We start from the raw sequence: 11,259 nt of genomic DNA, 5'->3' as shown, positions 1-11,259 counted from the left end.
CCCGCGGCCGGGTCGTGGCCGGCGGCGCGGGGCGTGCCGGGCGCGGCGGGGCGGGGCCCGCCGGTGACGCCCCGGGCCCACGCGGGCGTGCCGTCCGGTTCCGGGGCGGGGAGGGTGCCGGTTCCGTCGGCGGGGTGTGGCGGGCCGGGCGGGAGCGGCGGCGGGTGGTGCGTCCCGCCGCCGATCGTGCGGCCGTCCACGATGCGGCGGCGCAGGTCGGAGGCGTCCCGCGGACGCTGGTCGGGCACCTTGGCGAGCAGGTCGACGACGAGCCGGTCGAAGTAGTCGGGCAGCTCGGAGCGGTGGGCGCGCGGCGGACGCGGCACGGTGTCCCGGTGGCCGACGAGCACGGCCCAGGAGTCGTCGAGGTCGAACGGCGGGGCACCGGTGGCGAGTTCGTACAGGACGCAGCCGAGCGAGTACAGGTCGCTGCGGTGGTCGATGTCGCCGCCGCCGATCTGCTCCGGGGACATGTAGTGGGGGGTGCCCATGGCGATGCCGGTGCCGGTGAGACGTGAGGTGAACCCCATGTCGGCGCCGAGGCGCGCTATCCCGAAGTCGCAGATCTTCACGGTGCCGTCGCGCAGCCGCATGATGTTGGCGGGCTTGAGGTCGCGGTGCACGATCCCCATGCGGTGGGTGTACTCCAGGGCGTCGGCGACCTGGTCGGCGATGTCGACGACCTCGTGGACCGGCAGCGGGTTCCTGGCGTTGGCGGCGAGGAGCTGGCTGAGGTTCTGGCCCTCCAGGAGCTCCATGACGAGGAAGAGCACGCCCTCGTACTCGCCGAAGTCGTGGACGACGGTGATGCCCCGGTGCTGGAGCGCCGCCGCGACCCTGGCCTCGCGGCGGAACCGCTCCCGGACCACGGTCTGCACGCCCGCGTCCTGGTGCGGGCCGAGCGGCTTGAGGCACTTGACCGCGACCCCCCGGCCCAGCGCCTCGTCGGTGGCGCGCCACACCTCGCCCATGCCGCCGCGGCCGATGACCTCGTGCAGGCGGTAGCGCCCCTGGATCAGTCTGATGTCCCCCATCGTGTGCCGTCGCCCCCGTCGTCTTCGTGCACGCTCTCCGGCCCGTCCAGTATGGCCGCCCGGTCGGACAGTGTGTACGGGTCGGGTCGGGTGTCCGGGCCGAGGCGGTCCATGGCGCGGAGGATGTGCCGGGGCGGGAGCCGCCAGCGGAGCCCGGCGGGGACGCGGCGCAGCAGGCCGGCGGTGGCGGTGAGGCGCCGGGTGACGGTGGCGGCGGGCGGTACGGGCCGGCCGTAGAGGGCGTGGGCCCACTCCGGCAGGGTGTCGTACGCGAGCGAGCTGATCCGCCGCCAGACGAGCGCCCGCCCGGCGAGCAGCGCCGGCGGGACCGGCGGCCTGCGCAGGAAGTCGAGCACGGCGCGCGCGTCCTCGCCCGCGGCGAGTTCGCCGCGCACGGAGTCGAAGTACCCGGCGAGCCCGGCCACCGTGGCGGGCACGGTCGCGGGGTCGAGCCCCACGAGCCGCGCGGAGGTGCGCTGTTCGTCCACGTACCGGTCGGCCGTCCTCCCGGTCAGCGGCAGTCCGGAGCGGCGGGCGACGGAGACGTACGAGTCGATCTCGGCGCAGTGCACCCAGAGCAGCAGCGCGGGGTCGTCCACCCCGAGCAGCCGGTGGATCTTCCGCACCCGGGCGCCCGCCGCCTCGGCGGCCTCCGTCGTCCCGTAGCTGAGCGTTCCCACGAAGCTCGCCGTCCGCATGAGCCGCCCCCAGGGGTCCTCCCGGAAGCTGCTGTTGATCATGACTCCGCGTACGGCGACGGGGTGCAGGGCCTGGAGGTACAGGGCCCGCACCCCGGCGATCCACATCACCGGATCGCCGTGCAGCTGCCAGGTCACGGAGCGGGGCCCGAAGAGCCCGGGGTCGGCGTCCTGCCTCATGGGTTCAGGCTACGCGCGGCGGGGCGGACGGGACCCTGCTCGTCGGAAAGACGGATCCGGCATCCAGGATCCGAGGTCTTGGATCCTGGATGGTGGATCCGGGATGGTGGAGCCTGGATGTTGGATCCGAAATGCCGGATCCAGAATCCCGGATCATGGATATCGGATCCAGGATCCCGGATCCGGGGCGTTGGAGAGGGCGGCGACACCGGCGCCCCCGGGGAAGGGGCCTTCGGCGGGGGTGCTCCCGCACGGGCGTGTCCATCAGTGCGCGCCGTGTGTGGTGAGGCCCCCATCGGCGTGAGGAGTGAGTGATCATCGCGGGCGCGCCGACGCCCCGCGCGCGGCGGGCGCCGCCGGTTTTTCCGGGCCTCCGGGCTCGCACCGGCGCTCCGTGCGATTTGACGCGATTTCGCGGTGATGTCGGAATGGAGGCGTCGTTCTTCGTCCCTGCCACCGCACGACGGGAGCCGTCATGACCGCTGGACCCGAGCCCCTCAGCGAGACCGCCCGCGCGGCGCTGCACCGTGAACTGTCCGAGCTGCGCGCCGAGCGGGACCGGGTGACCGCCACGCTCGGCGACGCCGGCGAGCCGGGTGACCAGGCCGATCAGGCCGACGAGTTGCAGCGGGCCACGGAGGCGGACCGGCTGGACGCGCGGATCGAGGAGATCGAGGGCCGGCTGCGGGAGGCCTCGGCCGCGGGCGCGCCGTCGACGGACGAGGTCGGCGTGGGCAGCACGGTGAGCGTGCGGTTCGAGGACGGTTCGGAGTCGACCGTGCACATCGGCGAACTCGCGGACGCGGACGATCCGGACCTGGTGACCGCCGACAGCCCGCTCGGCCGGGCCCTGCTGGGGCACACGGCCGGGGACAGCGTGGCGTACGCGACGCCCCTGGGCCGGACCGCCGCCGTCATCGTCTCGGTGGGCGCGCCGGGCGGCGGCTCCTGACCGGGGCCGCCGACTCCGCCGGCGCGGGCTCCGGCCAGGGGCCCGCCGACCGGCACCCGTCCGGCCGGGGCCCGGAGGAGGAGCGGCGGGCGGACCTCAAGGGCGGGCCGGGGCACACCGTGCTGCTGGCGCTCGCGCTCGCCGTGCCCGTGGCCAAGGTCGCGTACACGGTGGGCGGCGGGGACGCGGTGCGGGACGTGTTCGTGGGCATGGAGCCGGCGAACTGGCCGGACGTGCTGCTCGGCATGGTGATCACCGATCCGCCGCTGGGTTCGGCGCTCGCCGTGGTCGCCTCCCGGGTCGTCTTCGCCGCCTTCGCGGCGCGCGGCGCCGTGCCCTCCGGCCGGGGCCCGGCGGCCGTCCTGCGCCGCGCGGCGCTGACCCTCGTGAACCCGCTCGCGGTCGGCGTCATCGTCGCCTGTCTCTTCGGGCCGTGGTGGGGGCTGGCCACCGTCCTCGCCGCGTACGCGCTCCGCGAGGGCGTGGTGGTGGAGTACCGGACCGGGAGGCGCCGTCCGCACCGCTCGCACGGCGCCTCGCACGATCCGGAGTACCGCCCGCCGCCGTGGCTGCGCCGCGCGGCGGGCGCGGAGCAGGTCGTGGCCCTGTTCCTGACCGCCGTCGTGCTGCCGTTCCTGTTCTTCGCCTCGGCGCTCGACGGGCAGGCGTGGACCTCGATCGTGGAGTGCCGGGTCACCGACGGGACCCGCACCGCCGACGCCCGGCTGATCGAGCTGAGCCGGAAGGGCAACGGGGTGGTCGGCTGGAACCTGGACGCGGAGGAGATCTCCAACGGCCTGGGGTGCCGCGCCACGGAGAGCCGTTACGTCCGCGAGCCCTGGTGGCGTACGTGACCACGCGCGCGGGCGTCCGTCCCGACGGCCGTCCGTCCCGGCGGGCGTCCGTCCCGGCGGGCGTCCGTCCCGGCGGGCGTGCGCCTCAGCGGGTGGGCGGCACGAACTCGGGCTGGTCGAGCACCCGCAGCCAGCTCCCGTCGGCCTGGCGCCGGACGACCTGGGCGCGGGCGCCGGAGCCGTCCTTCGGCGGGGTGGAGGTGAGGGCGATGTCGCCGTTCACCAGCGTGGGCAGCGGCTCCTCCGGCTCGAAGCGGGGCCGGTGGGCGAGCACCTTCTCCCACAGGACGCGGATCGCCTCCCGTCCCACCGTCAGTTCGCCGGGCGGGTAGGCCAGCACGGCGTCCTCGGCGTAGAGGGCGGCGACCCCGGCCGCGTCGCCGGCGTTGGACCGCTCGACGAAGAGGCGGGTGATGCCCTCGGGGCGCATGGCCTTCTCGTACTCCTGCACGGTTCCTCCTGAGTGGCTGCCGGCTTCCCGCTCCCGGCCTTCCTGTTTCGGTGCCTCCAGCCTCGCCACCCGGCGATCAGAAGTCCAACAGATGCTTCTGCTGAGTACTAGAATTGACAGTCATGGAATTGAGGCAGCTGGAGTACTTCGTCGCGGTCGCCGAGGAGCGGAACTTCACCCGCGCCGCCGAACGGGTGCACATCAGCCAGTCCGGCGTCAGCGCGCAGGTCCGGCGGCTCGAACACGAGCTGGGGGCCGAGCTGTTCGACCGGTCGGCCCGTACCGTCACCCTGACCGCCGCCGGGGAGGCCGCGCTCGCGCACGCCCGCGCGGCGCTCGCCGCGGCCGGGGCGGTGGGCCGGGCGGTGGACGAGGTGACGGGGCTGGTGCGGGGACGGCTGACCGTCGGCATGGTCGTCGGCTGCACGCTCACCCCGCTGTTCGACGCCCTCGCCGCCTTCCACGAGGCCCATCCCGGGGTGGAGATCCTGCTCCAGGAGGACAACTCCGACCGGCTCGTCGAGGGCGTGCGGAGCGGCGCCGTCGACCTGGCGCTCATCGGGGCCGCCGCCTCGACCCCCGACGGTCTGGACGCGCTGACGATCATCAGCGAACGGCTCGTCGCGGTCGTCCCGCCCGGACACCCCCTGGCCCGCCGGAAGGGCCTCGCCCTCCGGGACCTGGTGCGCCATCCGCTCGTCTGCATGCCGCCCGGTACGGGCCTCCGCGCGGTCCTCGACCGGGCGTGCGCCGCGCGGGGCCTCACCCCGTCGATCGCCCTGGAGGCCGGCGCCGCGGACGCCATCGCCGACCTCGCCGCCCGCGGACTCGGCGTCGCCGTCCTCAGCGAGTCCATGGCCTCGGCCCACACCGACCGCCTCACCGCCCTCCCCCTCACCGACGCGGACGTCCCGGCCCTCCTGGCCCTGGTCTGGCGCCCCGCCCCCAACCCGGCGGTGCGCGCCCTCCTCCCCCACGCCCGACGGGCGTTCGGCCCGCCCGCCGCACCGTGACGGGCCCGGGCCGGCGACTCCGGCGCCCTCCGGAAAGGGGCGGGCCGGAGGCCGTCCGGAAGCGGCTCTCCGCCGGGCCCGCCGCCCGGCGGAGGGACGGACGGGGAGGGCTTCCGCCAGGGGGTGGAGCCGCGTCCGGAGGAACCCGGCGCCGGCCGCGGTCGGCCGAGCGTCATTCCGCCCGGGGGAAGGCCCGTCGGTAATCGCTCGGCGAGACGCCGACCTGCTTGAGGAAGTGGTGGCGGAGGTTGTTCGCCGTGCCGAGGCCGCTCAGCTCCCCGACCTTCTCGACGGGCAGATCCGTCGATTCCAGCAGGCTCTGCGCCCGTGCCAGACGCTGGTTGAGGAGCCACTGGAGGGGCGTCGTCCCGGTGGCCGCCCGGAGTCTCCGGTGGAAGGTCCGCGTGCTCATCGCGGCGCGGCGCGCCAGGTCCTCGACCGTCAAGGGCCGGTCCAGGTGCGCACGGGCCCAGTCCAGTACGGGTCCCAGGCTCCTGTCGTCGGCGGTGGGCACGGACAGGTCGACGAACTGCGCCTGGCCGCCCGGTCGGTGCGCGGGCACCACCATCCGGCGGGCCAGCTGGTTGGCGATGTGCGCGCCGAGGTCACGGCGCACCAGGTGGAGGCAGAGGTCGAGTCCGGCGGTGAGCCCGGCGCTGGTGAGGACGTCGCCGTCGTCCACGTACAGCACCGAGTCGTCGACCCTCACCCTCGGGTAGCGCTCGGCCAGTTGGGCCGTGTGCATCCAGTGGGCGGTGGCGCGCCGTCCGTCGAGCAGCCCCGCCTCGGCGAGCGCGAAGGCGCCGGTGCACAGGGAGACCATGCGGGCGCCCGCGTCGTGGGCGCGGCGCAGGGCCGTGATCAGTTCCGGCGGCAGCGGCCTGCCCTCGTCGACGCACGGGTCGGGCACCGAGGCCACGATGACGGTGTCGGCGCCGGCGAGGTCGTCGAGCCCGTGGCGCGTCCGCAGCGACAGGCCGGTCTCGGTCGGAGAGCCGTCCTGCCGGATCTTGCCCGTACCGCACAGCCGCAGGTCGTACCAGGGGTCGGCCAGGTCGGGCTGCGGCTTCCCGAAGACGGTGCAGGGGATGCTCAGTTCGTACAGGTCCCACGACGGGAATCCGATGTCGTCGGGCACGACCAGGGCGACGGAACCAGGGCTCATGCCTCGCAGGGTATGGCAGGAATTTGGCGGACGTCGTCAATGGCGTCACTGTCGGCGGCCGCCGTGCGCTGCGATCTTGGTCTCACGTGACCGGCCGCCACAGGCGGACGAACAAGGAGGCGCCGCATGCGTTCTGACCACCCGGCAGTGACCGTCATCGGATTGGGCTCGATGGGCTCGGCGCTGGCCGCCGTGCTGCTGGAGCGGGGCCACGAGACCACCGTGTGGAACCGCTCGGCGGACAAGGCCCGGGCGCTGGCCGACCGGGGTGCCCGGCCGGCCGCCGATGTCGAGGAGGCGATCGCGGCGAGCCCTCTGATCATCGCCTGCGTACTGGACCACGAGGCGCTGCGCACCGTCCTCGACCCCGTCGCCGGCTCCCTCGCGGGCAAGGTCCTCGTCAACCTCTCCTCCGGTTCCCCCGAGCAGGCCGACGAGGCCGCAGCCTGGGCCCGGTCGCACGCCGCCGACTACCTCGACGGCGCGATCATGACCACCCCGCCGGGGGTCGGCAGCCCCGGGACGATGTTCCTCTACAGCGGTTCCCGCACCGCCTTCGAAGCGCATCGTCCGACCCTGGAGGCCATGGGCGACCCCCTGTACCTGGGCACCGACCCGGGCCTGGCCTCGCTCTACGACGCCGCGCTGCTCGGCCTGATGTGGTCCACCATGACCGGCTGGCTGCACGGAACCGCGCTGGTCGGCGCGGAGAAGACGCCGGCCACGGCCTTCACTCCCGTCGCGATCCGATGGCTGAGCACCGTGTCCGGCTTCCTGACCACCTACGCGCCCCAGGTGGACGCCGGCCGCTACCCGGGCGACGACGCCACCATCGACGTGCAGATCGCGGCCGTCGACCACCTCCTCCACGCCGCGGCGGCCCGCGGCGTCGACAACGCCCTGCCGGAACTCCTGAAGTCCGTCATGGAACGGGCCAGAGCGGCAGGGCACGGCTCCGACAGCTACGCCGGGGTGATCGAGGTCCTGAGGAAGCCCGGGACCGTCACGTGACCGCGGCCCGGCCGCGGGCCCGGAAGCCGGTGGGCCGGCGCCAGGACGGGCGGAGGCCCAGGTGGCGGAGGGCCGCCGCCGCCGCGCCGGCGCCGGACATGCCGTGGGCGCCGGGGCCGGGCGGGGTGGCGGCCGAGCAGAGGTAGACGCCGGGGAGGCCGGTGGCGTACGGGTCGAGGGCGGGGCGGGCGCCGAGGACGAGCTGGGGGACGGTCTTGGCGCCGGTGAGGATGTCGCCGCCGGCGAAGTTCGGGTTGGCCGCGGCGAAGTCGGCGGGGCGGGTGACGCGCATGCCGACGATCCGGTCGCGGACGCCGGGGGCGAAGCGTTCGAGCTGAGCGAGGATCGCGCCGGTCGCGTCGCCGTCGTAGCCGTGGGGCACGTGCGCGTACGTCCAGACGGGGTGGACGTCGCCGGCCGAACGGGAGGGGTCGGCGAGGTACTGCTGGCCGACCAGGACGAAGGGGCGCTCCGGCATCCGGCCGTCCGTCACCTCCCGTTCGGCGCGGACCACCTCGGCGAGCGGACCGCCGAGGTGGACGGTCCCGGCGCGGCGCGCGGCCTCCGCGCGCCAGGGCACGCCGCCCTCGACGGCGAGGTCGACCTTGAAGGCGCCGGGGCCGCGCCGGAAGCGGCGGTACGCGGCGGCCGTCCGGGCCGGCAGCAGATCGCCGTAGACGCCGGCGACCTGGGCGGGGTCGAGGTCGAGGAGGGTGATGTCGGCGGGCGGCAGCTGGGCGCGGTCGGTGACCCTGACGCCCGTCTCGATCCGCCCGCCGTGGGCGCGGAGGACGGCCGCGAGGGCGTCGGTGATCGCCCGGGAGCCGCCCTCGGCGACGGCCCAGCCGGCCGCGTGGCCGGCGGTCAGGATGCCGAGCCCGATGGCCGAGCTGAACGGCTCGGTCAGCGGGCGGTACGCGTGGGCCGCGACGCCCGCCCACAGCGCGCGGGCGCCCGGCGTGCGGAAGAGGCGGGCGAGGGCGGCGGCCGGCAGCGCGGTGGGCAGCCCGAAGCGGGCCAGCAGCAGCGGGTGGTCGGGCAGGCGGAGGAGCGGGCCCATGACGTCCCCGGCGAGCGCCTCCCAGCGGCGTACGGAGGGGGCGAGCAGCGCCCGGTAGCGGGCGCCGTCGGCGCCGAGGCCGGCGGCGGTCCCGGTGACGGAGCGGTACAGGGCGGCGGCGGTGCCGTCGTCGAGGGGGTGGGCGCAGTCGATCTCGGGGAGCCGCCAGGACAGCCCGTACCGGTCGAGGCGGAGGTGGCGGAGGGCGGGCGAGGCGACCGCGAGGGGGTGGACGGCCGAGCAGTGGTCGTGGAGCAGTCCGGGCAGGATCGCCTCGTCCGTGCGGGTGCCGCCGCCGATCGTGTCGGCGGCCTCCAAAACCGTGACGTCGAGGCCGGTCTCCGCGAGGAGGGCGGCGGCGGCGAGCCCGTTGGGGCCCGCGCCGACGACGACGGCGGTGGGGGTGGATCCGGCGGGACGGCGCGGGGGCGTGCTGCTCATGACGCCGAGTCTGCCGGGCGGCCCCCGGCAGGCCCGCACCGGGGCCGCCGGCGGGCGTGTCAGCCGGCGAGGGCGCGGGCGGCCCCCGCGGCCGGTGAGGGGGCGTCGATGACGGTCCCGGCGGCCGCGCCGAGGGCGCCGGGACCGTCATCGGCGGGGGACCGCGTACCGCCGGGGCCGGGCGGGCGCGGCGTCAGCCCTCCAGGCTGACCACGGCCTCGTCCGTGTACGTGAAGAACGTCAGCGTCTCGTGGAGGTACAGCTCGACGGTGTCGGCGTCGTGCCGGGCGTAGCCGATGGAGACGTCCTGGCCGAGGCGGAGTTCGAAGTCCCCGCCGCGGGTGGAGAGGACGAGGCCGCCGGTGAGGGCGGGGGCCCAGATCGGCGGGCCGTCGAGCATCCGGGCGAGGTGGGCGGCGATCGGGTAGCCGTGGTCGGAGGTCTCGCTGACGGCCCGGTACTCCTCGGCGCCGAGGAGGAGGGCGTACGGGCCGTCGACACCGGCCAGCCGCAGGGAGGTGAGGGCGCGGCTGACGGCGTCCGGGTAGTCCCGGGGTTCGGCGGGCAGCGCGACGACCGGGTTGGAGGAGGAGGCGCGCAGACCCGGGACGCCGGCCGCCTCGTAGCCGTCGAAGACGGTGCGGTCCTCGGCGAGGGCGAGCGCGCGGGCGGCGTCCTTGACGGGCTGCCAGTCGGAGTCCTTGGCGCCGCGTTCGACGTCGTCGACGGCGGAGCGGGCGACGGTGAAGGGGACCCGGAGCTCGACCAGCGGGCGGGCCTCGCGCAGCCGGGCGTTCACCCCGGCGGCGGGCGGGGCGAGTTCGGTGAGGTGGCCGGTGCCGACGGCGGCGAGGGTGGCGCCGCCGGGGTCGGGCACGTCCACCACGCGGCGGCCGGCGACGTTGCGGCGGAAGGTGCGGCGGGCCTCCTCCTCGATCTCGGCCCAGGCGGCGGGGGTGACGGGGGCGAGTTCGCGGTGCAGGTTGCTGGTGGGGGCGGGCGTGCCGGGGAGGCTGGTCATGGCACCGGTGCTCCTTTCAGGCCGCCGATGCCCAGGGAGTCCCCCGGACGCACGGCTTCGGCGGGAAGGGTCTTCGGGAGAGGGTCCGGGAGGGGTTCCGGAAGGGGTTCCGGGGAGGCTTCTTCCGCGGCTCCCGGGGCGGGGAGGTCGTCGAGGAGGTCGGCGCTCGGCACGAAGAAGAGGCCGCCGGTGACGGCGGTGGAGAAGTCGAGGATGCGGTCGGTGTTGCCCGGCGGGTCGCCGAGGAACATGTTGCGGAGCATCCGTTCGGTGACGGCCGGGGTGCGGGCGTACCCGATGAAGTACGTGCCGAACTCGCCGGTGCCGAGCCGTCCGAACGGCATGTTCTGGCGGACGATCCGCTGCTCCTCGCCGTCCTCGTCCTCGACGGTGGTGAGGGCGACGTGCGAGTCGGACGGCTTGACGTCGTCGGGGATCTCGACGTTGTCGGCCTTGGAACGGCCGATGACCCGCTCCTGCTCCTCGGTGCTGAGCGCCTGCCAGGCGGTCAGGTCGTGGAGGTACTTCTGCACGATGACGTAGCTGCCGCCGCGGAAGCCGGGGTCCTCGTCGGCGACGAGGACGGCGGCGTCGGCGGCGGGGCCGGTGGGGTTCTCGCTGCCGTCGACGAAGCCGAGGAGGTCGCGGTCGTCGAAGTAGGTGAAGCCGTGCACCTCGTCGACGACGGTGACGGCGTCCCCGAAGCGGTCGAGGACGACCCGGGCGAGTTCGAAGCAGAGGTCGGCGCGCCGGGCCCGCAGGTGGAGCAGCAGGTCGCCGGGGGTGGCCGGGGCCCGGTGCCGGGGGCCGTGGAGGGGGACGAAGGGGTGCAGGTCGCGGGGGCGGGGGCCGCCGGCGAGCCGGTCCCAGGCGTCGGAGGAGAGGCCGGCGACGCAGGCGAGGGCGTCGTCGCGGGCGCGGAAGGCGACGGAACGGCTCAGCGCGGACAGCTCCCGGAGCACTTCGCGCACGTCGCCCTCGCGGCCGGGCACGACGGTGAGGACGAGGAAGAGGGCGGCCTTGGCGGGCGGGCCGAGGACGAGTTGGGGGGCGGGCTGGGGGGTGACCATGCGACTCCCGTCGAGCGCGAGAGGGGACGGCGTACGCCAGAGAAAAAGGGTCTCTACGTGACAAATCGGCGCCAGCGTATCCACCCCCGGACCGTCCCGCAGCCCGGCGTCCGGGCCCCGTACGGCCGAAGGACGACGAGCCGGGGCCCGCACGAAGGACCACGACCCGGGCCGCACACGGCCGAAGGACGACGGCCGGGGCCCGCACCGCCGAACGGCGGCGGCCCGGGGTCACGAACACGGGCACCAGCGCCCCGCCCACCACGGACACGGTCCGCATCCGCAGGTGCATCGCCTTCATCCGGGTCG

Annotated in this window: 11 protein-coding genes; 4 read left to right on the top strand and 7 right to left on the bottom strand. The window is 75.4% G+C overall.

Annotation, left to right across the window (positions count from 1 at the left end):
• Both AB0E83_RS33565 and AB0E83_RS33560 read right to left on the bottom strand, forming a co-directional pair.
• On the bottom strand, positions 1-1,034 hold a 1,034-nt coding region (locus tag AB0E83_RS33565; RefSeq protein ID WP_362120300.1), incomplete at its 3' end, for a serine/threonine-protein kinase.
• A complete protein-coding gene (locus AB0E83_RS33560; RefSeq protein WP_362120298.1) occupies positions 1,016-1,912 on the bottom strand; it encodes an oxygenase MpaB family protein in 897 nt (298 codons plus the stop codon). The genes AB0E83_RS33565 and AB0E83_RS33560, both read right to left, overlap by 19 nt.
• A 475-nt stretch (positions 1,913-2,387) precedes the next feature.
• On the opposite strand from AB0E83_RS33560, the gene AB0E83_RS33555 reads away from it, so the two are divergent.
• Both AB0E83_RS33555 and AB0E83_RS33550 read left to right on the top strand, forming a co-directional pair.
• Complete coding sequence (locus AB0E83_RS33555; protein WP_362120296.1) at positions 2,388-2,864, top strand: GreA/GreB family elongation factor; 477 nt, start codon at positions 2,388-2,390, stop codon at positions 2,862-2,864.
• Entirely contained in the window at positions 2,861-3,718 is an 858-nt protein-coding gene (locus tag AB0E83_RS33550) for a hypothetical protein (protein ID WP_362120302.1), read from the top strand. The genes AB0E83_RS33555 and AB0E83_RS33550 overlap by 4 nt, the downstream gene beginning before the upstream one ends.
• Before the next feature lie 85 nt (positions 3,719-3,803).
• Here AB0E83_RS33550 and AB0E83_RS33545 read toward each other — a convergent pair whose 3' ends face one another.
• Entirely contained in the window at positions 3,804-4,169 is a 366-nt protein-coding gene (locus tag AB0E83_RS33545; protein WP_362120294.1) for a nuclear transport factor 2 family protein, read from the bottom strand.
• A gap of 122 nt (positions 4,170-4,291) precedes the next feature.
• Between AB0E83_RS33545 and AB0E83_RS33540 the strand changes: the two genes are divergently transcribed.
• Entirely contained in the window at positions 4,292-5,182 is an 891-nt protein-coding gene (locus AB0E83_RS33540) for a LysR family transcriptional regulator (RefSeq protein ID WP_362120292.1), read from the top strand.
• Positions 5,183-5,354: 172 nt separating this feature from the next.
• On the opposite strand, the gene AB0E83_RS33535 is transcribed toward AB0E83_RS33540, so the two are convergent.
• Positions 5,355-6,347 carry a helix-turn-helix domain-containing protein gene (locus tag AB0E83_RS33535; protein WP_362120291.1) on the bottom strand — a complete coding sequence of 331 codons (993 nt, stop codon included), beginning with the start codon at positions 6,345-6,347 and terminating at the stop codon, positions 5,355-5,357.
• A gap of 126 nt (positions 6,348-6,473) precedes the next feature.
• Between AB0E83_RS33535 and AB0E83_RS33530 the strand changes: the two genes are divergently transcribed.
• The gene (locus AB0E83_RS33530; RefSeq protein ID WP_362120289.1) at positions 6,474-7,358 is read left to right on the top strand and encodes an NAD(P)-binding domain-containing protein; all 885 of its coding nucleotides are present in this window, start codon (positions 6,474-6,476) and stop codon (positions 7,356-7,358) included.
• Here the strand turns inward: AB0E83_RS33530 and AB0E83_RS33525 are convergent.
• From AB0E83_RS33525 to AB0E83_RS33515, 3 genes are all read right to left on the bottom strand, one after another.
• Positions 7,351-8,859, bottom strand: a complete 1,509-nt coding sequence (locus AB0E83_RS33525) for an NAD(P)/FAD-dependent oxidoreductase (RefSeq protein ID WP_362120287.1) — start codon at positions 8,857-8,859, stop codon at positions 7,351-7,353. The two genes, AB0E83_RS33530 and AB0E83_RS33525, sit on opposite strands and share 8 nt — an antisense overlap.
• 193 nt (positions 8,860-9,052) lie before the next feature.
• Complete coding sequence (locus AB0E83_RS33520; RefSeq protein ID WP_362120285.1) at positions 9,053-9,880, bottom strand: family 1 encapsulin nanocompartment shell protein; 828 nt, start codon at positions 9,878-9,880, stop codon at positions 9,053-9,055.
• Positions 9,877-10,950 carry a Dyp-type peroxidase gene (locus AB0E83_RS33515; RefSeq protein ID WP_362120283.1) on the bottom strand — a complete coding sequence of 358 codons (1,074 nt, stop codon included), beginning with the start codon at positions 10,948-10,950 and terminating at the stop codon, positions 9,877-9,879. Before AB0E83_RS33515 ends, AB0E83_RS33520 begins: the two co-directional genes overlap by 4 nt.
• Positions 10,951-11,259 lie beyond the last annotated feature (309 nt).

This window comes from Streptomyces sp. NPDC035033, from assembly GCF_040636735.1.
In the GTDB taxonomy this organism is placed as follows: domain Bacteria; phylum Actinomycetota; class Actinomycetes; order Streptomycetales; family Streptomycetaceae; genus Streptomyces.
This window is presented reverse-complemented; position numbering and strand designations above follow the sequence as displayed.